The organism is Amycolatopsis sp. CFH S0740 (assembly GCF_004522315.1).
GTDB classification, from domain to species: Bacteria; Actinomycetota; Actinomycetes; order Mycobacteriales; family Pseudonocardiaceae; genus Amycolatopsis; species Amycolatopsis nivea.
Genome location: NZ_SDLS01000058.1, coordinates 1 through 20,022 on the forward strand (window position 1 = coordinate 1; position 20,022 = coordinate 20,022).

The 20,022-nt window shown below is 69.6% G+C and carries 28 protein-coding genes; 14 read left to right on the forward strand and 14 right to left on the reverse strand.

The genetic code is table 11. From position 1 onward, the window contains the following. Nucleotides 1-36 precede the first annotated feature (36 nt). From EIZ45_RS45180 to EIZ45_RS45190, 3 genes are all read right to left on the reverse strand, one after another. Nucleotides 37-1,464 carry a glycoside hydrolase family 76 protein gene (locus EIZ45_RS45180; protein ID WP_240690957.1) on the reverse strand — a complete coding sequence of 476 codons (1,428 nt, stop codon included), beginning with the start codon at nt 1,462-1,464 and terminating at the stop codon, nt 37-39. Nucleotides 1,465-1,588: 124 nt separating this feature from the next. Then, on the reverse strand, nt 1,589-1,963 hold the full coding sequence (locus EIZ45_RS45185; RefSeq protein ID WP_106961428.1) for a YciI family protein: 375 nt from the start codon (nt 1,961-1,963) through the stop codon (nt 1,589-1,591). Between the two features lie 79 nt (nt 1,964-2,042). Further along, a complete protein-coding gene (locus tag EIZ45_RS45190; RefSeq protein ID WP_134736126.1) occupies nt 2,043-2,987 on the reverse strand; it encodes a hypothetical protein in 945 nt (314 codons plus the stop codon). 608 nt (nt 2,988-3,595) lie between these two features. On the opposite strand from EIZ45_RS45190, the gene EIZ45_RS45195 reads away from it, so the two are divergent. Continuing rightward, the gene (locus EIZ45_RS45195) at nt 3,596-4,390 is read left to right on the forward strand and encodes a siderophore-interacting protein (protein WP_043835911.1); all 795 of its coding nucleotides are present in this window, start codon (nt 3,596-3,598) and stop codon (nt 4,388-4,390) included. 3 nt (nt 4,391-4,393) lie between these two features. Here the strand turns inward: EIZ45_RS45195 and EIZ45_RS45200 are convergent, their stop codons facing one another. Next, the gene (locus tag EIZ45_RS45200; RefSeq protein ID WP_043835958.1) at nt 4,394-4,894 is read right to left on the reverse strand and encodes a methylated-DNA--[protein]-cysteine S-methyltransferase; all 501 of its coding nucleotides are present in this window, start codon (nt 4,892-4,894) and stop codon (nt 4,394-4,396) included. Between the two features lie 67 nt (nt 4,895-4,961). On the opposite strand from EIZ45_RS45200, the gene EIZ45_RS45205 reads away from it, so the two are divergent. Next, nucleotides 4,962-5,579 (forward strand): RraA family protein, encoded by a 618-nt coding sequence (locus EIZ45_RS45205; protein ID WP_134670290.1) that lies wholly within the window; start codon nt 4,962-4,964, stop codon nt 5,577-5,579. Between the two features lie 110 nt (nt 5,580-5,689). On the opposite strand, the gene EIZ45_RS45210 is transcribed toward EIZ45_RS45205, so the two are convergent. Beyond that, nucleotides 5,690-5,878, reverse strand: coding sequence for a hypothetical protein (locus EIZ45_RS45210; protein ID WP_134670292.1), 189 nt, complete (start codon nt 5,876-5,878; stop codon nt 5,690-5,692). A gap of 121 nt (nt 5,879-5,999) precedes the next feature. Between EIZ45_RS45210 and EIZ45_RS45215 the strand changes: the two genes are divergently transcribed. Together EIZ45_RS45215 and EIZ45_RS45220 are read left to right on the forward strand one after the other, a co-directional pair. After that, nucleotides 6,000-6,293 (forward strand): hypothetical protein, encoded by a 294-nt coding sequence (locus tag EIZ45_RS45215; RefSeq protein WP_037815596.1) that lies wholly within the window; start codon nt 6,000-6,002, stop codon nt 6,291-6,293. Between the two features lie 202 nt (nt 6,294-6,495). Beyond that, nucleotides 6,496-7,725: an alpha/beta fold hydrolase gene (locus tag EIZ45_RS45220; protein ID WP_134670294.1), complete on the forward strand. Its 1,230-nt coding sequence runs from the start codon at nt 6,496-6,498 to the stop codon at nt 7,723-7,725. A gap of 61 nt (nt 7,726-7,786) precedes the next feature. On the opposite strand, the gene EIZ45_RS45225 is transcribed toward EIZ45_RS45220, so the two are convergent. The 5 genes from EIZ45_RS45225 to EIZ45_RS45245 form a co-directional block, all read right to left on the reverse strand. Next, nucleotides 7,787-8,638, reverse strand: a complete 852-nt coding sequence (locus tag EIZ45_RS45225) for an oxidoreductase (RefSeq protein WP_134670296.1) — start codon at nt 8,636-8,638, stop codon at nt 7,787-7,789. Between the two features lie 77 nt (nt 8,639-8,715). Continuing rightward, entirely contained in the window at nt 8,716-9,573 is an 858-nt protein-coding gene (locus EIZ45_RS45230; RefSeq protein WP_134670298.1) for a helix-turn-helix transcriptional regulator, read from the reverse strand. A gap of 58 nt (nt 9,574-9,631) precedes the next feature. Next, a complete protein-coding gene (locus EIZ45_RS45235) occupies nt 9,632-11,128 on the reverse strand; it encodes a PucR family transcriptional regulator (RefSeq protein WP_134670300.1) in 1,497 nt (498 codons plus the stop codon). Then, the gene (locus EIZ45_RS45240; protein ID WP_037815588.1) at nt 11,125-12,195 is read right to left on the reverse strand and encodes a DUF917 domain-containing protein; all 1,071 of its coding nucleotides are present in this window, start codon (nt 12,193-12,195) and stop codon (nt 11,125-11,127) included. Before EIZ45_RS45240 ends, EIZ45_RS45235 begins: the two co-directional genes overlap by 4 nt. A gap of 14 nt (nt 12,196-12,209) precedes the next feature. Continuing rightward, nucleotides 12,210-12,614, reverse strand: a complete 405-nt coding sequence (locus EIZ45_RS45245) for an SDR family oxidoreductase (RefSeq protein ID WP_255443839.1) — start codon at nt 12,612-12,614, stop codon at nt 12,210-12,212. Nucleotides 12,615-12,728: 114 nt separating this feature from the next. Between EIZ45_RS45245 and EIZ45_RS45250 the strand changes: the two genes are divergently transcribed. The 8 genes from EIZ45_RS45250 (at nt 12,729) to EIZ45_RS45280 (ending at nt 17,681) form a co-directional block, all read left to right on the forward strand. Further along, nucleotides 12,729-13,298: a hypothetical protein gene (locus EIZ45_RS45250; protein WP_134670302.1), complete on the forward strand. Its 570-nt coding sequence runs from the start codon at nt 12,729-12,731 to the stop codon at nt 13,296-13,298. Nucleotides 13,299-14,627: 1,329 nt separating this feature from the next. Further along, nucleotides 14,628-14,852 carry a helix-turn-helix transcriptional regulator gene (locus tag EIZ45_RS45255; RefSeq protein ID WP_134670304.1) on the forward strand — a complete coding sequence of 75 codons (225 nt, stop codon included), beginning with the start codon at nt 14,628-14,630 and terminating at the stop codon, nt 14,850-14,852. A gap of 56 nt (nt 14,853-14,908) precedes the next feature. Continuing rightward, nucleotides 14,909-15,082 (forward strand): hypothetical protein, encoded by a 174-nt coding sequence (locus EIZ45_RS46360; RefSeq protein ID WP_167756729.1) that lies wholly within the window; start codon nt 14,909-14,911, stop codon nt 15,080-15,082. A gap of 40 nt (nt 15,083-15,122) precedes the next feature. Then, the gene (locus EIZ45_RS45260) at nt 15,123-15,317 is read left to right on the forward strand and encodes a hypothetical protein (RefSeq protein ID WP_134670306.1); all 195 of its coding nucleotides are present in this window, start codon (nt 15,123-15,125) and stop codon (nt 15,315-15,317) included. After that, nucleotides 15,314-15,736 carry a hypothetical protein gene (locus EIZ45_RS45265; protein ID WP_134670308.1) on the forward strand — a complete coding sequence of 141 codons (423 nt, stop codon included), beginning with the start codon at nt 15,314-15,316 and terminating at the stop codon, nt 15,734-15,736. Before EIZ45_RS45260 ends, EIZ45_RS45265 begins: the two co-directional genes overlap by 4 nt. A gap of 108 nt (nt 15,737-15,844) precedes the next feature. Beyond that, nucleotides 15,845-16,639 carry a hypothetical protein gene (locus EIZ45_RS45270; protein ID WP_134670310.1) on the forward strand — a complete coding sequence of 265 codons (795 nt, stop codon included), beginning with the start codon at nt 15,845-15,847 and terminating at the stop codon, nt 16,637-16,639. A gap of 449 nt (nt 16,640-17,088) precedes the next feature. After that, nucleotides 17,089-17,457: a hypothetical protein gene (locus EIZ45_RS45275; protein ID WP_134670312.1), complete on the forward strand. Its 369-nt coding sequence runs from the start codon at nt 17,089-17,091 to the stop codon at nt 17,455-17,457. Continuing rightward, nucleotides 17,457-17,681: a hypothetical protein gene (locus tag EIZ45_RS45280; protein WP_134670314.1), complete on the forward strand. Its 225-nt coding sequence runs from the start codon at nt 17,457-17,459 to the stop codon at nt 17,679-17,681. The genes EIZ45_RS45275 and EIZ45_RS45280 overlap by 1 nt, the downstream gene beginning before the upstream one ends. A gap of 158 nt (nt 17,682-17,839) precedes the next feature. Here the strand turns inward: EIZ45_RS45280 and EIZ45_RS45285 are convergent, their stop codons facing one another. Together EIZ45_RS45285 and EIZ45_RS45290 are read right to left on the reverse strand one after the other, a co-directional pair. Beyond that, nucleotides 17,840-18,448, reverse strand: coding sequence for a DUF3558 domain-containing protein (locus EIZ45_RS45285; protein WP_134670316.1), 609 nt, complete (start codon nt 18,446-18,448; stop codon nt 17,840-17,842). Continuing rightward, a complete protein-coding gene (locus EIZ45_RS45290; protein WP_240690954.1) occupies nt 18,448-18,891 on the reverse strand; it encodes a hypothetical protein in 444 nt (147 codons plus the stop codon). Before EIZ45_RS45290 ends, EIZ45_RS45285 begins: the two co-directional genes overlap by 1 nt. A 121-nt stretch (nt 18,892-19,012) precedes the next feature. On the opposite strand from EIZ45_RS45290, the gene EIZ45_RS45295 reads away from it, so the two are divergent. Then, nucleotides 19,013-19,207, forward strand: a complete 195-nt coding sequence (locus EIZ45_RS45295) for a helix-turn-helix domain-containing protein (protein ID WP_240690955.1) — start codon at nt 19,013-19,015, stop codon at nt 19,205-19,207. Here the strand turns inward: EIZ45_RS45295 and EIZ45_RS45300 are convergent. Further along, nucleotides 19,204-19,464 (reverse strand): helix-turn-helix domain-containing protein, encoded by a 261-nt coding sequence (locus tag EIZ45_RS45300; protein WP_134670320.1) that lies wholly within the window; start codon nt 19,462-19,464, stop codon nt 19,204-19,206. The genes EIZ45_RS45295 and EIZ45_RS45300 overlap by 4 nt on opposite strands. Further along, nucleotides 19,461-19,658, reverse strand: a complete 198-nt coding sequence (locus EIZ45_RS45305; protein WP_134670322.1) for a hypothetical protein — start codon at nt 19,656-19,658, stop codon at nt 19,461-19,463. Before EIZ45_RS45305 ends, EIZ45_RS45300 begins: the two co-directional genes overlap by 4 nt. A 42-nt stretch (nt 19,659-19,700) precedes the next feature. Here EIZ45_RS45305 and EIZ45_RS45310 point away from each other — a divergent pair, with 42 nt between their 5' ends. Next, nucleotides 19,701-19,988, forward strand: a complete 288-nt coding sequence (locus tag EIZ45_RS45310) for a winged helix-turn-helix domain-containing protein (protein WP_134736127.1) — start codon at nt 19,701-19,703, stop codon at nt 19,986-19,988. Nucleotides 19,989-20,022: the final 34 nt, after the last annotated feature.

Genomic DNA, 20,022 nt, shown 5'->3' on the forward strand with positions numbered 1-20,022 from the left:
ACCCCTCCAGCAAGATCACGAACTACAGCTGGAGTACTAGTACGCGGCAGTCATCAGGACGAGCGCCGCGGCCTGGCAACCCGGGCCCTTGTCCCCGCTGGCGGACCACGCACGCGAGTACTGGTCGAAGTCGTTGCGGGAATGGGCGTAGGCGGAATCCGCTTGCCTGGCCAGGAAATCCCGGTAGGGCGCGTCGGCGGTCGCGGCGTCCAGTTCGGACAGTCCGCGGACGAGTCCGGCTTTGAAGTACGACCCGTCGTCGGTGCAGCTGCTGCCCTCGCCCGGGTCGTGGACGATGCCGTCGGAGCCGGTGAAGAACGACCCGGTGCGGGTCGTCTCGTCGGCCACTGAACGGGCGGTGCTGATCAGGTTCTGGTCTCCGGTCACTTTGGACAGTGCCGTCAGGCCGGAGACGAATCCGCCCTGGTTGTACGTGTAGCGTTGGCCGACCGCGGCGCAGCTGGCGCCGTCGACGCCGTCCACCACCAGGCCGTCGGACCCGATGAGTCCCTTGCCCCGGAACCACTCCCAGCCTTGTCGCGCCCTGGTCCGGTAGGTCGCGTCGCCGGTGCGGTCGGCGATCGTCGCGTTGACCTCGATGTACAGGCTGTTGGAGATGGACGCCTTGTACGTCAGGCCTTCTTTCCAGCGGATTCCGCCGCCGCAGTCGCTGGTCCAGAAGGTCTGCATGTGGTCGGCGTCGGCCTTCGCCGTGGCGAGGTAGCGCTGCTGGCCGGTGCGGTCGTAGGCGTCGAGCCACGCCATCGCCCACCAGCCGGTGTCGTCGGAGAACTCGTTGCGGAACTGGCCGCGGCCGGCGTTGACGTTCTTGTCGTACGTCGTGGCCATCGCGTAGTCGTAGCTGGCCATCCGGCTGACCGACGCGTTGCGGATCACCGCGGCGAGCGACACCGCGGTGCCCCAGCCGCCGCCGTTGCGGAAGTAGCCGGTGCCGTTGTCGTAGAGCGCCATCATCGCGGTCGCCGCCGCTTGCGCACGGTTCGCCGCGTTCCAGCGGGTGCGCGCCCAAGGCGTACAAGCGATCCGGCCGGTGTCGATGGCGCTGCCGCACGCGCGCAGGGCGCCGACGCCGCGGTTGTTCCAGTCGTCGTTGTTGTACATCTGGGTGCGCCAGCCGCCGACCCCGGAAGGCGCGGTGGTGAGGCCGAGCTGCGCGCCGCCGTCCCAGGTCGCGCCGCCGTCGAAGGACCGGTCGAGCCACACCCGGTCGCCGGGGCGCGAGTGGTCGACGACGGCCCAGCCCATCGGGTCTGCGTCGGCGAAGTGCAACTGGAGGACGCGGTCGTCGAGCGCCGTCGTGACCGCGATCCGGTCGCTGGACGCCTGGTCGGCGGCGCGGTCGTCGCAGTATTTGTTGCACACCACGATGTTCGCCGCCGGCTGGGGCGCTTTCGCGTGAACCGGCAGCAGCGCCGACATCGTTGTCAGGACCGCCGTGAGCATGACCCGCACCGCTGCCTCCTCGGACCCCGTTCCCCCGGAACGAAGATCCGCCCGAGACGCGGTGCGGGTCAACGAATGACAAAGACCTGGCTCGCGAATGCCGCCGGATGCCCGGCGCGCTGGGCTATTCCGCGGTCAGGTCCGGGAGGTCGTCGAACTCCACGACCTGGCGGACCTCGACCTCGATCTCGTCGAACAGGTCCGCGTACTCGCTCGCGTACTGGACCGCCTGCGCCCGGTCCGCGGCGTTGACCAGGGCGAACCCGCCGATGACCTCCTTGGCCTCGGTGAACGGCCCGTCCGTCGCCTTCGGGGCCGCGCCGCGGGGTTTGCGGACGATCGCGCCCTTCTCCGACGGGTGCACGCCCTCGGCGGTGATCAGGATGCCGCGTTCGGTCCAGTCCTGGATGAACGCGCCCATTTTCTCCATGAACTCGGGGCTGGGGTTCCAGGCCTCGGGGGCGCTCTCGTCGAGCCGGTGCATCATCAGGAAACGCATTGACCGCTCCTCGGTTGGGGCTGGCTTCGTCCAGCCGTCACATCCTCGTCGAACGGCCTGGCACGGGTTCGACATTTTCTCAGCAGCGATGCGTCGGCGACTTCCGCGGCCGGGCTGCCCACGCCGCGACGCCCGCGACAAGGGTCGCCGCGGCCCCCGCTATGGGGCTGTTCATCAGCACGAGACCGCTGAGGAACGCGGTCCCGGCGAGGAGAAGCAACGCCATCCGGAGGGTGGCCGCCCAGGCGACAACGAAATCCGCGGCCCGGGCCATCCAAGGCTCGCGGGTGTCGGGCTTGCGGTGCCGCCCGGGCTGGCGCCGAGCCAGCACGCGGTGCGCGGAGGCGACCATCTCTTCCCGGGTCGCCACCCGGCGAGGAGGACGGGAGAAGGGATCCCAGTCGACGACGACCCGGACCCGGGCGGGGTGGCCGGGATCGGGGTGGTTCGGTTGAGGTGGCTGCGGGGTGGTGGGTGCGGGCGGAATCGGCTGGTTGCTTGCCATTGTGTCGCCGGACCGGGCGGGGTCGGCTGTGGAGCTTGCGGGAGGGCTGGGGATCGCCAAGGTGCTTGCCGCTGCCTCGTCGGCCCGGGCGGGGTCGGTTGTGGAGTTTGCGGGAGGGTTGGCAATCGTCTGGTTGCTTGCCGCCGCGTCGCCGGAACGGGCGGGCTCGGCTGCAGTGCCGCCAAGCGGCTTGGGTTTCACCGAGTCGCCTGCAGCCAGGGCGGGCTCCGGCGCGGCACCTGGCCCGGCTGCGCCGCCCGCGGTCGCACTGGCATTCGCCGCGCTGGCATCTGCATCGGCCGCGTCGCCCGGCGGCAGGGGCTTTTCCTGCTCGTTCGCGCCGCTGTCCTGCATCTCCTCCGCAGGCCGCGCCAGACTCTCCGGGCCGTGGGGCGGCGCCGCTTTCCCAGCGGACTCCCGGTTCGGCTGAGGCTCCCGGACCAGCACCGCGCCTTCCGCCCGCGCGGGCGGCTCGCCGGTTCGGTGCGGTTGGTCGGCGAGGCAGGGAACCACCGTCATGAGGTCGTCATCCCTTTCTCTTCCGGCCGGCGGACCGGCCCCGACGGCTGTCCGGCGCCCCGGCCGTCGTGCGGAGCGGGTCCCGGATGCGCTCATCCTGGCGAAGACGGTGCGTCACCAGCCAGCTCTACTGGCAGTGTCGCGGTGAACGGTCCCTCAGCGTCGCCCAACGGTTCGAGTGACGGTTTTCGCTACTCTTCGCGGTCACCGTTTCGACACCCGGCGGACACTCCAGGCATGACTTGTCCAGACCTCTCGGCATGTCCGCGAACTGCGCCGAACCGGCTCTGACACGGGAAGATGCACGTTCATTCGCACAGTCGCCAGCCGGAGAAACTCGAGCTCGGCACCCCAGTCCGCCACACAGTCATACACAGAGTGTCACGCCCGCCCGGATTATTGAGCAGTCAACAGTCACCCACACGAGTGATACGGAGAGTGATCAACAGGACGGCGTGACACCCGATGCGCTGGCCCGAACGGACGTATCCGCATTAGGCGAGGAGTACGCACAGCTTCGACCAGGGCGATTTCAGTCCTTGCCGTCCCTTCGCACCACTGGCTAACTTGAGACAGGTAAGCCTTACCTAACTGAATCGGGACCTACGATGCCGACCCTCCCCCAGCGCCGCACGCCTGACAGCAGGCGGCTGCTCCGGGCGTCCGTGCTGCGAGCTGAACGGACGTCCACGCATTTCGTCACCCTCACCGTCGGCGGGGAGGATCTCGAGGACTTCGCGCCGCTCGGGTTCGATCAATGGTGCCGGTTGTTCTTCCCGCGCGAGGGGCAGCGCGGGCTCCGCCTCCCCACTGCTTCGAGCAATCGCTGGCTCGCGCAGCACATGCTCATGAGCGCCGCGTCCCGGCCGTGGGTGCGGAATTACACGATCCGGGCGGCGCGGCCCGGCGAGGTGGACATCGAGTTCGCGGTGCACGGCGACGGCGGTCCGGCCTCGAAGTTCGCCGAGAACGCGCGGCCGGGCGACGAGGTCGGGATCCTCGACGAGGGGATCACTTACCTGCCGCCGGACGGCGTCACGCAGCTCCTTCTCGCCGACGAGAGCGCGATTCCGGCGGCGTTGGCGATCTTGGAGTCATCGCCGGGTCTGCGGGCCACCGTCTTGCTGGAAGTCGGGGCGCGGGACGACATCCAGGCGGTCGACGTGCCGCTCGGCGCCGAAGTGCAGTGGCTGGTCCGCGAGGACGACCGGCTGCCCGGACGGCTCGCGCTCGACGTCCTCGGCCAGCTCGATCTTTCCGATCCGCCGGGCTACACGTGGGTCGCCGGGGAAAGCGGGCTGGCCACCGGCGCGCGGCGGCTCCTCACGCGCGAGCGCGGGGTGCCGAAGCAGGCGATCTCGTTCCAGGGGTATTGGAAGCACGGTCGCGCCGCGCTGGGGTAAGCCTCAGAACAGGCGTCCGGCGTCGTCGGCGGGCGGTTCCTCCAGCTGCAACAGGAACCGTTTCCGGTCGACGCCGCCCGCGTACCCGGTGAGACCGCCGCTGCTGCCGACCACCCGGTGGCACGGCACGACGATGCTCAGCGGATTCCAGCCGTTCGCGTTGCCGACCGCCTGCGCCGCGCCGGGCTCGCCCAGTTCGACGGCCAGGTCGCGGTAGGTGCGTGTCTCGCCGTAAGGGATGCGGGTCAGCAGCTGCCAGACGCGGCGTTCGAACTCGGAGCCGCGCAGGTCCAGTTCCAGGTCGAAGGTCCGCCGCTGGCCGGTGAAGTACTCGTCGAGCTGCCGAGTCGCGTCGGCGAAACCGTCGTCGGTGCGCGGGCCGAAGTCCGGGAAACGCGGGGCCCGGCTGTGGCCGTCGAAGTAGACGGCGACCAGCGCGCTGCCGTCGGCGACCAGGGTGAGGTCGCCGACCGGGGACGCGGCGACGGTGTGCCGGAAAGCCATCTTCTCCTCCGTGATCGGTGCCACGGAACGGTATCCGGCCGGGCCGTGCGTGAGAGCATCGCCGTCCATGGAAGACGGTTTCGCCGACATCCCGACCACGACCCTCGCCGACCTGCTCGGCCGCGGCCAGGTGCTCGACTACGGCGTGCGGCCCTTGTGGGGTCCGGCGCCGCGGATCGCCGGGCCCGCGTACCCGGTGCGCTGCCCGCCGGGAGACAACCTCATGCTGCACGCGGCCATCCACCGCGCGCCCGCCGGAGCGGTGATCGTCGCGGAATCCGGCGACGTCGACTACGCGCTGGCCGGCGGCAACGTCTGCGCGACCGCCCAGCGCCGCGGCATCGCGGGCTTCGTCCTGGACGGCGTGATCCGCGACCTGTCGGAGGTACGCGAGGCGCGTTTCCCGGTGTTCGCGCGGGGCGTGCTCCCGATTCCCGGGACGAAAGCCAAGGTGACGCCGCTCGGCGAGCCCGCCCGGTGCGGCGGGGTGACGGTGCACCCCGGCGACATCGTCGTGGCGGACGAGGAAGGCGTGGTCGTGGTGCCCGCAGCCGATGCGGCGCAGGTGCTCGCGGACGCGCGGGCGAAGCTGGCCAAGGAGGAAGCGCAGACGCTCGACGAGTGGGCGGAGGCGCACCGGGCGAAGGTGGACGCGGCCCTGGAGGCTGGCGGCTTGAGCGGCTGATCCGGGAGTCCCCGGGTGCTTCGCTGCGCAGCTCCGTGGAGGACTCCTTGAGGAAATCTGATTCCGTTGAGGAGCCCTTCACGGACCTTTGCGGGAAGGGAAAGCCTCGATCACTCCGGCCGCACCGTCCACAACGGACCGGTCGTCGCCAGTTCGGGGCCGGGTTCGGATTCCGGCGGGAGGGGTTCGGGGTCGGGAAGCGGGCGGTCCGGTCCCGGCGTCACCGGATCGGGTTCCACCGGGCCTGGCGGGACCGGCTCGGGCGGGGCGGGCGGCGCGGTCGAGCGGGGGCGAAGCATCGCGGGCTCCTTTCTCTCCCTGATGGGCTACCGCACACCGGCGGCGGCGAAACATCCACCCGTCCGCGCGAGGTCGGCTAGGGTCGAAGGCGGAGCCGACGAACCGAGAAGAGGCGAGACGATGAGCGCGGACAAGCCCGGCGAGCAGCAGCCGCTCGACGCGGAGATCGTGGAGAGTCCCGGTACGCCGCCCGCTGACCTCCCCGAACCCGACTACAGCGACAACGGCGCCCCGTCGTTCGACTTCGTGCGGGACCGGATCGAGAAGCGCTACACCACCTCGGTCGGTTCGCAGGAGCTCGCGGGAATCGGCGGGCCGGAGGATCTGCAGTCGCTGGACAAGAAAATCGCCGACCGCAAGGAGGCGGCGAAGGACAAGCTGGCCGAGATCCGCCGGTCGATGGGCAAGGAGTAGCGCCGTTTTCCGGCTTGAGCGCAGCGCGGCGGACACTCCGCGCCGCACACGCGAAGCCAAGCGGGAAAGACCGGGACGAGCGCGCGGCAGTCATCCGCCGCCGGGGCCGGCTGGCCAACCCCGGCAGCACGACCGTCCACAATAGACTCGCCCGGCCAAACTCCGTGGCTTCCCCGCCGCCCGTTCTGGTTGAATCGCCCGTATGGCAACCACCGTGCGCATTCCCGGCCTCGTGCTGACCGAGCACGAGTTCTCCGTCCCCCTCGACCATTCCCGTCCGGACGGCGCGAAGATCACCGTCTTCGCGCGCGAGGTCGCTGCTCCGGACGGGCTGGACCGGCCGTTTCTCGTGTACCTGCAAGGCGGTCCCGGGCACGAGGCGCCGCGGCCGTCGCGGGGCGCGCCGAGCTGGCTGCCGCGGGCGTTGCGGGAATACCGGGTGCTGATGCTCGACCAGCGCGGCACCGGGCGATCCACGCCGGTCGGCGCGCTGCCGGGCACTCCGGCCGAGCAGGCCGACTATCTCACCCACTTCCGCGCGGACGCGATCGTGCGCGACGCGGAGTTCATCCGGCAGCAGCTGGGCGTCGAGAAGTGGAGCGTGCTCGGCCAGTCGTTCGGCGGATTCTGCACGCTCGCTTACCTTTCCCAGTACCCCGACGGGCTGGCCGAGGCCTTCTTCACCGGCGGGCTGCCGCCGATCGCGCGGCATCCGGACGACGTCTACACCGCGACGTTCGCCAATCTCCTCGAGCGCAACCGCCAGTACTACCTCCGCTACCCCGGCGATCGCGAGCGCGTCGAAGCGCTGCTTCCGCTGCTCGACGAGGGGGCCGTGGTCCTGCCCGACGGCAGTCCGCTGACCGCGCGGTTGTTCCAGCAGCTCGGTTACCTCTTCGGCGCCAGCGGCGGCGAGGAGGCGCTGCACTACCTGCTCGAACGCGATCCGAAGTCCCCCGCCTTCGCGCACGATGTCGCGAACTCGCTGCCGTTCAGCGCGCGCAATCCGTTGTATTCGGTCATCCACGAGTCGTCGTACTCCGACGGGTTCGCCACCCGCTGGTCCGCCGAGCGCGTGCTGCCCGACGAGTTCCGCACCGACCGGACGCTGTTCACCGGCGAGCACGTGTTCCCCTCGCTCTTCGACGACCTCCACAGCCTCCGGCCGATGAAGGAGACCGCCGAACTGCTCGCCGCGCACGAATGGCCGCGGCTGTACGACGCGGACGTGCTGCGCGAGTGCACGGTCCCGGCGGCGGCCGCGATCTACGCCAACGACATGTACGTCGAGCGGGTGTTCTCCGAGGAAACCGCGCGGCTGATCCCGACGCTTCGGCCGTGGATCACCAACGAGTACGAGCACAACGGCCTCCGCGCGTCGGGCGATCACGTGCTCGGGCGGTTGATCGACCTCGTGCGCGGGCGCGTCTGACCCGCGGTGCGGGGAACCCTGAACCCCCTTGCCATCCCGGGGTTCCCCGCTCCGGCGAGGATCAGGCGACGGTGACGCCGCCGTCGACGGAGTCGGTGGAGAGGGTCAGGTCCTGCCAGACGTCGAAGTCCTCCTGCACGCGCTGGCGTCCGGCGGTGACCAGCCGCAGCGCGTCCGAGCCCAGCAGCAGGTGCACCGGCGGGTTTTCCACGTCCAGCAGCCGAAGGATCGCGTCGCCCGCGCGGTCGGGATCGCCGATCCCCTGTCCGGCAAGAGCTTGGCGGCGGGTCCGGATCGGGTCGAACAGGGCGTCGTAGTCGGCGATGCTGCGCGGGGCGCGGACCAGCGACCGGCCCGCCCAGTCGGTTTTGAACGCGCCGGGGGCCACCGCGGTCACCCGCACGCCGAACTGCGTGACCTCCTGGGCGAGGGTGTCGGTGATGCCTTCCAGCGCGTGCTTGCTGCCCTCGTAGAACGCCAGCCCGGGGAAGGTGGTGTGCCCGCCCATCGAGGTGATCACGAAGATCTGGCCGTCGCGCCGTTCGCGCATGCCGGGCAGGACCGCCTTGATCGTCGCGACCGTGCCGAAGACGTTGACCTCGAACTGGCGGCGCAGCTCCGCCATCGACGATTCTTCGAAGGTGCCTTCGAGCCCGTATCCGGCGTTGGCCACGAGCACGTCGATGGGGCCGAGTTCCGCTTCGACCTCCCGCACGGTGGGTTCGATCCGGTCCGTGTCGGTCAGGTCGAGGACGAAGGCGCGGGCGCGTTCGGGGTCCAGCGCCCGGAAATCGGCCGCGTGCGCTTCGGTGCGCACGGTGCCCGCGACCTGGTGTCCGGCGGCGAGGGCGCGTCGGGCGACGGCCCTTCCGAGGCCGGTGCTGACGCCGGTGATCAGGAAGGTTTTGCTCACTGCTCAAGGTCCTTTCGTGAAAATGGCAGGACGGCATGGACCCCGCGAGGACAGCGGGGCCCGAGGACGGGCGAAGGTCAGGACTCGGCGGGAGCGGCCGGTTCACGGCCCCAGCTGGCGAGCAGCCGCAGCCGTTCCTGCGAAGGCGAACCGGCCGGCGCGCTGTAGACGACCATCGACTGGCCCGGGTCGGCGACCGAGGTGAAGATCTCGTACTGGAGTTCGAGATCGCCGGCGACCGGATGGCGCAGGCGTTTGAGACCGGTGCTGCGTTCCTGGACGCGGTGTTCCGACCACCACGCCGGGAACTCGGGCGACCGCATCATCAGCTCGCCGATCAGGTTGGCGATGTGCTGGTTCCGCGGCTGCGCGGCCGCGGCCAGCCGCAGCCCGTGCACGTAGTCGCGGGCGACGCGTTCCCAGTCCCGCCACACCAGGCGGGCCCGCGGATCGAGCAGCGTCCAGCGCGCCATGCTGCGTTCCCGCCGCGGCAGCTCGGCCACGTCGGGAAACAGCAAGGCCCACAACGCGTTCCCGCCGACGACCGTCAGGTTCCGGTCGCTGACGAACGCCGACGCCAGCTCCATCGAGTCCAGCACCTGCCGCAGCGCCGGACGCAGCCGGGACGCGTGCTCGGCCTGGTCGAGGCGTTCGGCCGTGGTGCCCGCGAGAGCGAACAGATGCCGCCGTTCGATGTCGTCGAACCGCAGCGCGTCGCAGAGCGCGTGCAGCACCTGCTCGGACGGCTGCCGGGCGCGGCCCTGTTCCAGCCGGGTGTAGTACTCGGTGCTGACCCCGGCCAGCTGCGCCACCTCGCTGCGGCGCAGGCCGGAAACCCGCCGTCCGCCGTCGAATCCGTCCGGAAGACCGATCTCGTCCGGCTTCAGCCCGCCGCGGCGGGCCCGCAGGAAATCGCCCAGGTCGTTCTTGCCCATGCCTCGAGTCTGCCTTCCGCCCGGGCGCTGCCCAAGGCCGTAACTGGTCCTGTCAGTACTACTCACCGGACCGGGCGAGGATGACTGCGCGAGCAGCCAGATGCAGCGCCAGCCGTTCGTCCGGACGCGACAGGTCGACCTGCAGCAACTGCTCGATCCGGCTGATCCGCGCCGCGACCGTGTTCCGGTGAATCCCCAGCACAGTCGCGGTTTCCGCCAGCGAAGACTCCACATCGAGATACGCCGCGAGGGTGCGGATCAGGTCGCCGGGCACGGAAACCAGCGGAGCGAGCAACGCACGCGCGGCAGGCTCGAAGGTGTCCGTGCGCGTCCATTCCAGAAGCAGCTGCGCCATGCCGAGCTGGTCTACGTGCAGGAAGTGCCCGGTCTCCGGACGGGTCGCGGCGAGGCGCGCGGCGTCGGTGGCTTCAGCGACTGTCGCGGTGAGACCGTCGGCGTGCGGGCGGCCGACGCCGAGGTGCGCGTCGAGGGTGCGGCGCAGACTGTGGTGCACCGCCCGCAGCCGCGCGGACAGCGCCCGCACCCGTTCCGCGGTCGGTTCCTGTTCGAAGGTGACCCAGCCGGTCCAGCCCTCGCCGTGTTCGACGGTGACCGCGTCGATCGACTCCGCCCGGAGCGCGCGCACGACCTCCTGCGTGCGGGAGACCGTGTCGACGTCTGCGGGCACGCCGATGCGCAGGCCGACGTGCCAGCCGCCGAGTCGCCAGCCCGCGTCTGCCGCGCGTCGGCGCAGGTCGGCACCGGGTTCGGTGTCGTGGCGCAGCAGGTCGCCCAGCAGCGCGGACCGGGAGCGGGCGTCGCGTTCCAGCTCCAGGCGGTGGGCCAGCAGCCAGCGCTGCACGGCACCGGCGGCGACTGCCAGCGTCGCGGCGACGACGTCCGCGCGCGGTGCCTTCGCGCCGGTCAGCTCGGCGGCCAGCCAGACCGAAGGCTGCGGCAGCACCGCGGGATGCGCCAGCAGAACGCCGTCCGCGAGGGTGACGCGCTGTGGGACCGGCTCGTGCACTCGCACGCGGGCGGCCTCGGCGAGTTCTCCGGCGAGCACTTCGCCGCGGTCGTCGAGGACGGCGACGGGAGCGTCCAGCAGTCGGCGCAGCACGGTCACGATTTCTTCGGGCGGCCGCAACCGCTCCCCTAGCGCCCGATGCGCGGCGAGCACTGCCTCGGCGCGGTCGATGTCCGGGGCGGCCAGGGCGAGGCGGGCGTCCACGAGCAGATCGAGCGGATCGGCGGACGTGACCAGCAGCGGAACCGACAGTCGTTCGGCCAGAAGTCGTGACGCGGCAAGGGGCTCGGCTTCGGGAAGCAGGACTCCGGCGGCTTGGGCGTCGGCGCAACGGCGCAGGAGGGCGTCGATCTGCCAATCGGAACCGAGCGGGCGGACAACCACCACCAGTTCGCCGGGAGCGGGCGTGCCGGAGGCGTCGAGCGCGGCCTTGACTGTCTTGAGTGGACGGTCCAAACCGGACTCTCCGGAGCACACCCGGACGGGACCAGCCCACGAGGGCAGCGCGAGCAGCTGGCGGAGAATCACTGGGCTACCACCGGATCGCAGTCGATTCCGTACGCGCGCGGCTCCAGCAGCGGACGTCGTCGCGGATCGGTCCAGAACGGCGACGCGGCCAGACACACGACGTCCACCTCCACTCCGGCGCGGATCGCGTCGCATTGCAGCGGGACGCCGGTACGACGATCGAGGACCGAGAGAACGTCCGGAGTGGACGCCACCGGCAGCCCGTCCCGCAGTGCCAGCAGGTACTCGTTCTCCATTTCCAGCCGCAGCAGCGCACCGTCGCGGTGATCGGCCAGCGTCGCCGAGCCGCGGCCGAAGCCCGGGTGGCCGTGCTGGCCGGGGCCGATGTGCCGCGACACCTCCAGCACCCGGCCGCGGGCGAGAACCTGGCCGTCGAGGGCGGTTTCCAGCGCGGCGAGGTCCGGGCTCTCCCCCGCCGCGAGCACGCGGGAGCCGAGGGCGAGCGCCTCGCTCGTCGTGCCGGGCACCGTGTGGTCGGCCAGTTCGCCGGCCGGGATCGGGGCCAGCGCGATCGCCGCCCAGCCGCCGGAGCTGGCCAGGAACGCGCGGATCCCGCTCTCGACCACCGAGGCCGCCGCGGCGGCGAGCACCACCACCCGGCCGCCGGGTTCGGCCATCGCGGCCGGTGCGACGCCGCGGCCGGTCGCGGCGACCGAGAGCTGGTCGAGCCGCGGCAGCCCGCGCCCGGACAGGTCCGCGTCCACGCAGGGCAGCCCCAGCTCCTGGGCGATCACCAGCGGAAGCAGGCCGTTGAGGCCGCCGATCTCGATGGTCATCAACGCCTGCGCGCGCTGCCCGGTCCAGCGTTCGATCGCCTTGATCGCCGAGGCGAATTCGTCGCCGCTCGGCAGTTTCTCGGCGAACGCGGCGGTCGCGCCGACGATCCCGACCGGGACCACCAGGGTGTCCGGCGGCAGGTCCGCGATCGGGTGCACGACGGGTTCGCGGCCGGATTCGGTCAGCCGCCGCAGCAGCACCGCCGCGGTGACGGTGTCGCCGCCCCCGCCGGACCCGAGCAGCGCGACGCCGCGTTCGAGTGCCGGCACGTCCGCGGCGGTGATGCGCATGGCTGGTCAGCGTATCAGCGGAAGCTGTAGCCGCCGTCCGGATACAGCGTCGAGCCGGTGGTGTAAGTGCTGGTGAACAGGTACAGCACGGCATCGGCCACTTCGGACTCCCGGCCGACGCGATGCAGCAGGGTATCCGCGCGGTACTGCGCGAAACTCGCCTCCCGCGCGGCCGCCGGGCGCCCGGCCCACAGGTTCCCGTCGATCGTGCCCGGCGACACGACGTTCACCCGGACCGGCGCCAGTTCCACCGCGAGCCCGCGGCCGAGCCCCTCGATCGCCGCATTGCACGCAATGTACGCCGGGGCCGCGGCGGGCGGGCGCACACTCGCGACGCCGGACATCAGCACCACCGAGGCGTCGACCGAGAGCTTCGGCGCGGCGTGCTTCAACGCGTGGTACTGGCCGCAGTACCCCAGTTAATGGGGAACCGAGGTGACACGGCTTTCGCCCCAGGATGCCCGCCCGGCCGGATGCCGGGAGCGACGGGAGTAGCGGGGTGGCCCTCGGGACACGACGGAGGGGACGACGAGATGAGCGAGCGCAAACCGACGCCGAACGAACTATGCGACTGCGGCCGCCTGGCCGTCACGGTCTACGTGTTCGACGGCCGCGAGACGCCGTACTGCGGCATCCCGGACGGCGGCGCCGACGCCGAAGCGCCAGGCCGGGTGGCCGAGACGACGAGAGCGGGAAACGAAATGAACGTGAGCGAAAAGCGGTTCGATGACTCGGATGGTGTCCTGGTGACCGTGTATTCGGTGCCGGGTGAGGCAGAACCGCTGCCGTCAGTGCTGGCCGTGCACCGGGACAGCTGTACCCGGGTGTACGCGGACCCCGTGTTCCACGACCGGGCCGACTGGCCTGAGGGCACCCGGAAGACGTTCGTCAAGGTCTTTGACGGGTGCCCGGCGGTCGAGCACGAGTGCATGACCTGCCCTCGCGGCCACGGGGCGGACGCATTAGTCGTCCGCCCGTCGGGTGCCCGAATATGCACCGATTGCCAGTCCGAATTCACCAGCAATGCAAATGCTTCCCGTCGTATCAATGCGCGGAACCGCGCTACCCGAAAGGCGACCAAGAATGACCAGCGCACCAGCTGAATACCCCGACCCGGTCGAGTTCGACAATGGGCCGGACAGCGGCTACCGGAAGTGGAGGCGGGATTGGACATCGGCCGTGATGCGTGACTCCCGGTTCGGCGCGGCAACCTGGGTTACCGCGCTGGTGCTAGCCGAGCGTGCCCTGTCCCGACGCCGGACGCTCCACGCTTCCCGCCGATCGTTGGCGGAGATCACAGGCCGCTCGGGGAAGGTGGAGGGTGAACACCTCGCCGCGCTGGCCGACGCTGGGTGGGTGGTCGACACGGGGTTACGCAAGAACCACGCCACCGTCTGGCGGCTGGAATGGCCGCACGACCACCGTGACCACCGTGGCAGCCGGGCTGCCCCGAGGCAGTTCCCCAGGAAGGCGAATTCGGCCCCGCCACCGGACCGAATCGAGGCCGCCGGACCCCCGGACAATTCGGCGGGGCCACCGGACCAGAACGTATCGGCCGATCCCACGAACCACCAGGTCGACGGAGTCGTTTCGGTCCCGCCACCGGACCGATCCCCTAGATATCTCAGTGCGCAAGGCCACCCGGAGGGGACGGTAACCAATGATGACGAGGAGACCGGCCGTGCCGGGCCGGTCCTCCCCGAAACTGTCCAGGCAGTTAGGGACACCGAGGACGGCGCGCTTCGCGGCGTGCCTACTCCAGACGACGAGGGTTGCCCGGTAGCCGAGGATCATCCCGGGTGGGACAGGTGGGGAGACTGCACGTGCGGCCGGGGCGCGCCTCACACCAAGTGGTTTAACCGGCAGATGATGGCCGACGGACGGCGGGGCTGACATGACTGACTTTGATCTCCCCCGGCCCATCCGAAGGGCCGGGGCGCTGGGTCCAGACAGCCAGTCACCCGGGTTGGTCGTAGAGGACTGGGCGCAACTCGGAAGCCACGTGCGGACGTTGACGTCGAAAGTCGACCAGCTGCCTCCCGTCTGCCCGTGGTGCACCCGTCCGCTGTACGTGACCCTCGGGTGGTACTGCGAGACGTCGACGGTGGTCGATCGGGACAGCCGTGTTGTCCGGCTGGGTCCAGTTGTCACGCCGAGGACCGACGACGGCCGGTGCGGGTGCAATTGGTGCCTAGTGGCCCGCGCCGGGCAGCAGCCTGGACGGGGCAGGCCTCGGAAGCACTGCGGGGCTGTCGATTGCCGGAAGGCGTACAACCGCGCACGCCAGAGGGAACGCCGTAGCAAGAATTCACTAGGGTAAGGAGAAGAAAACCCTATTGAACCCCCGCCAGCCCGGTGACGGAACCGGGCTGGCGGGGGTTTCTCGTGCACCGGTTCATACCAACGCCAACGCCACCAAAGGAGACCGGCCGATGACGACGTACACAATTCCCGACCCGCCCGCGCTGACCCATTTCGCGCGCACGGTTCGAGACGCCCGCGCGCAGTCCGGGCTCTCGGCGGACGAATTCGGCCGACGGCTGGGCTTCTCCGGCGTGACCGTGATCCGCTGGGAACGCGGCCAGCGTCGTCCGCCGATGCCGGTCCGCTCCCGCGTCCTCCGCCAGCTCGGTGCCCCGCTGGAAGGCAGCCGATGACTCTGCGCGGTTCCAGGCGTGACCGCCTGCGCCGGGCGAACGCCACCGGCCAGCCCGTGAGCGCCACGGAAGCCGAGCAGTTGTTCCCGCCCGGGGTCCTGGCCGCCCTGGCCGCCAAGGGGAGCGCTGTCCTCTCCGTGAGCCGCCGGGACCTGCGTTGTTCGTACGCGCTCAAGCGCCAGCCGAACGGCAATGTCCTGGTGGTGAAGCGACGTGACGACCACGGGTAAGCGCGCTTTGCTCCGCGCGGCGGCTGACCACAGAGAGCCTGTGCCACTGGAGCAAGTGGCCGGGATTCTTTCTCCAGGCAAGAGGGACAGTCTCGCTGAGATCGGGTGCGCTGACGTCGTGCTGACGGTCGGCAACTGGATACGCCTGTACGACGTGGTCGACCTCGGCGACGGCACGGCAACCGTCCGTCTGGTGAAAACCTGGCACAAGAAAACCAAGGAGATCTCACGGTGACCGACACTGCTACCACCGAGGCCGAAGCCGCACGCTGGAAATCCTCGTCTCGGAAACACGAGGACGCGGCGAAAGCCAACGCTGAGGCACCAGCCAAGTTAGCGGCCAGCCAGATGGATCACGCCGCCGCCATGGCCGCCTTGAAAAAGCGCATCGAAGACGCCGAGCGGCAGGCCGCCGAGATCGAGGCCGAGGAAACCGCCCGCGCTGAGGCGGCTGCCGGGCCGTCTCCCGTGGCGGACTTCGGCGCTGCTGGTGGCGATGTCCCGTCCGCACGCGGACCGATCGGCGATCCCAAGGCGGGCGCGCAGCTCACCATGGTTGACCTAGCATCCATGACCCCGGCGGAAATCGTCGCTGCCGATGAAGAGGGCCGCCTGGACGCACTAAAACGCCACGGTCCGCGGTACGGCTATTGACACCGATTCTCGGCCCTGTGACGGCCGTGTACGCGTTTTAACCGATAACCAGATAACTACCACCAGAGACGGCCTTAGGGCCGTCTCTCGTCTTTTCAGGAGTAGCTAATGTTCGACGTCGACAAGATCCCCGCAAACGAATGGCTCCCGGGTGAGGTTCACTCGCTGGCCGACGAATTCCGCGCTAACGAGGAACGCCTTGCTGCTTTCTCGGCTAAGCGGGCTGAATTGAGTCACGCAATTCACACGGCGAAGCTGGAGGACGCCGGGGCGCTCAAGGCGGCCGTGTTGGCCGGAAAGGACACTCCGCCCGAGACCAACCGGCAGAAGGCCGAGGCGGCCCTTGCCGAGCACATGCGCCGGGAACCGGTCCTCCGGGGCGAACGAGCCCGCCTGGTCGCCGCCCTTACTCAGGCGCTGCGCGGCGACAACCGCGACAAGGTCGCCGAAATCATCCAGGCCAAGGCTGCTCCGGCGGTCACTGAGTACGTCGCTGCCGTCCGCGAGGCAACGGCCAAGATCGCCGAGGCGTACCAAGCCGTCGGCAAGTGTCAGCCCGCCTTGGACCTCATCCGGGTGCTCGACGCGGGCGAGACACAGTTGCGAGTCCCCGCGCCAGCAGCACTCTCAGCGGGGCCGGTGGAAACCTTCGCCGCACGGGTCGCCGATCTCCACACACGACCCGATTTCGACCCGACGCAACAGCGGGTAGTTGTCGACGCCGAGACGGGCGAGACCTACACGGCCGCTGCGGATCTCATTGCCGTCTGGCTTGCGGAGGGCAAGACGCTCCGCATTGTGGACGGGTGGCCGGTGCCGGGCATTCAGCCGAACCGGATCACCTTGAGTGCCCGGGGCAGTGACGCCGTCCCCGGTCGTTTGCTCGGCCCCGACGACGAATAGCCCCCGTGGCCAGACGGGCCCCTGGATTGCTAGGGGTCCCTGTCTTCCACCCCCGGTTACTCCCTCGGCCCCCGCTGTCCCCCTACCCCTGGTGCTGCCGGTGACGGCGAGGCTGGTCGTTGCACACAGCAAGCCAAGGCCGCCCCGCCCGGGGGCGGGGCGCGCCGACAGCAAGCGAGAACAAGAGATCTATTGGCGAAGCCAGCAGCTCGCGACGCACGCTAGCGACCATCACGCAGGTTGATCGTGACTCCGCCGAGGCCAGCAGACGCAAACAGAATCGTCCGGAAGCGTTGCAACGCAAGGGAACACCGGTCGCAGTCGCCGGTGGTCATCGATGCTCACCGGGGGAGGGGGAGGACCCCTCCCCCGGGTGTCGGAGCCCTTGGGAGGTGCTGCCGCTGACCCGGCGAGCATTGCTTGTGATTTCCCAGCGAAAGGACTACTAGATGAAAATGCCCTCTGATCTGGGCAAACACGGCCGAGAGACATGGTCCGCGGTGACCGGTTTTTGGCATGCGGACGGCATCCTCCCGGACCCGCACGAGCTGCTCTTGCTCGCCGAGGCGGCCCGGTGCGCCGACCGGCTGGAATTGCTCCGGGGTCTCATCGCCGAGGCGGACGCGGGAAATGTCGGCAAGCTGCTCTCCGAGGAACGCCAGACGAGGGCGCTGCTGGCGGTCATCCTCACCACCCGGCTAGGTCTGCCGACCGGCCTCCCGGTCGAGGACGCCCCGCACAAACAGATGACGGCTGCCAGCCGCCGGGCGTCGGTTGCCGCCCGTGCCCGCTGGCGGCGCGAGAAGGGAGCCATGTGATGGGCAAGCGAGCGTTCGTCGGCGAGGTTGACCGATCCGGCCAGCTGCCGCAATGGGTATTCGACGGCTGGCAGAACAAGCCCGTCCGCTCGCCGGAGGAGCGGGTCTACGCATACCGCGAATACAACCGGCGGCTTGGTGTCCTGTCGGTTGACCTCGGGATCACGCAGCGGGAACTCAGGGACCGGATTCACCAGGATGACCGATACCGTGCGCCCGGCTGAACGGTCAGCTTCGCCGAACCAATCCGGAGCCGCGGCCCCCAGCCGGCGTTTAGGTCCAGGTTTCTGACCAGGGGTTATCTTAACCTCTGGGGCATGTACCACTGGACCAATCCAGCGCGTAGCGTCACGGCGGCCAGCCGGTCGCGGGCGGCGTAGCGTCAGCGACCGGCCTTCTGCTTCAGCGTGGTGACGACGTCGTTGGCCACGTCCGCCGCACCCGCACAACTGTCGACCTTGCCGAGCCTTTCCATACGGGGCGCGACATCGACCAGGAAGGCCAGCCGGTCCGTGACGCCCACGACCACGTCACAGGTGTTGGGCGTCTGGCTTGCCTGGGTGGCGTAGGCGACGGCCGGGAACCCCTGAATCGGCGGCAGCACGTCCCACCGCTTCATCTGCGGCTTGACGTTCACGTAGGTGTTGCTGAGGCCGTCGTTGCTCGCGGGGTAGTAGGACAGGCCGATGGAGGCGTTGGTGTCCGGGTTGGTCCAGTCGCAGCTCGGGACCGCCTCGTTGCTGGGCTTCCCGGGCAGCGCGGAGCCGAGCTGTTTGGTGATCTGCTGCGGGGTGAGCCCCTGGCACGGATCGCCGGAAAATACGTTGTCCGGCAATGGGTTCTCAACTTTCGGCGCGCCGCCGTACGGCAACGCTTGGCTTGACGACGCAGTCGCCGACGCTGGCGGGGTCGCTGTGCCGTCCGTCGGCGAGGAGCAGGCTGCGGTGAGGACGGCGAGGCCGATCACCGCTGCGGTGGCGCGCAGGTTCATCAGAGATTTCCTGTGGGCTTGTCGGGGTCGACGTTCTGAATGGTCTTGGTCTGATCTTGCTCGTTCTCGCCGATCGCGGCCAACGCCGTCTTTATCCGGTCGGCCAACTCTGTGACGTAGGCCAGCTGGGCGTCAATCGCCTCGGCACCGGGAGAGTACGCGCCGCCTTTGCTCTTGCCGTCGCCGACCATCGCCACGTGCGCGGCCACGGTTGACGGGTCCTGCGACGGGGGTTTCATCTGGAGCAGCCGGGCAACCTTGCGCTTCATCGCCAGCAGCCGGGCCTCATATCCCCTGAGCGCATCCAGCATCTTCTTTGCCTCGTCGGGTTCCAGGACGAAGCCGTCCGGGGCGTTGGCTTTGTCGTCCCAGGTTGCGGCGATAGTGAACTCGGTGTCTTCCCACATGCGCGATCCGGCCCCTCCCCCGGCCACTGTCTGCATTTGCAGACAGTCACGGATGGTATCCGATCACCGACTACACGCGCTGCGGAATCAGGCAGGTAGGTTGCCGTGCATGGCGAAGGGACCGCAGTCGGAAGCCACACGGAAGCTAGGTGTGCGCGTGCGGACGCTGCGGAATCAGGCGGGCCTCGGACAAGAGGAGCTTGCCCGGCGGGCCGGGGTGCACTGGACGTTCGTGAGTCAACTGGAGCGCGGCTTGCGGAACGTCAGCCTGCACAACCTGCTCAAGTTCGCCGACGGGCTGGGCGTCGACCCGGCCGTGCTGGTGCACGGGCTCAAGCCGCCGGAGAACTAGGCGCGTTCGCCCGTCCGGTAGAGACGGTGGAACAGCGCCAATTCCAGGATGCGCTTCTGCTCGGTGCCCACGATGCCGAGCGCGCCGAGGACGAGCGCGACCTGGATTGGACTGGGTACGCGCTTGCCCTGCTCCCACAGAGCAATCCGCCCCGGAGATACGCCGATACGCCGGGCCAGCTCACGCACGCCGAAGCGCCGTTGCTCGCGTGCTTCGCGGAGCGCGTTGCCGAGCTGCTGCGCCGGGTCGGCGTTCATTCGCCGGTCGTGTCGTGCCCAGCACACTCAGGGCACTTTGCGGGGTCACCGATCGGAGGTGCAGGTGCCAGCCAGCGACGACACATCACCTTCATGATCGCGCCGTCGGAATGCCGCAGCACCGACACCACGAGATGACTCAAGCCGTCGGTGGTCGCCGTCCATGTCGGAGAGACCGCCACCCGCGCATCCATGCGACCTAGAATACGACGCGGTATAGAGCGGTGTATAGCGGTATGCCGCGTCCTACTGATCTGTGCTGGTCAAGGCCGCCGTACGGTGAGGCCGCGCCTAAGTTCGATCCCTCTGCCGTCGGGGCGGCGTACATCTACGCGGCCGTAGCCGACCACGTCGCCGCGCGTATCGCGTCGGGCGAGCTGCCCACGGGTTCCCGTCTGCCGGGAGAACGCGAGTTGGCCGAGGAATACGGCGTAGCGTTGGGGACAGCCCGACGGGCAGTCGCGGAACTTCGGGAGCGCGGCTTGGTGACCACGCTCCCGGCCAAGGGGACGTTCGTCGTCTAGTGTCCTGCGTCAGAAATTCGTCGGCAGAAGTTGG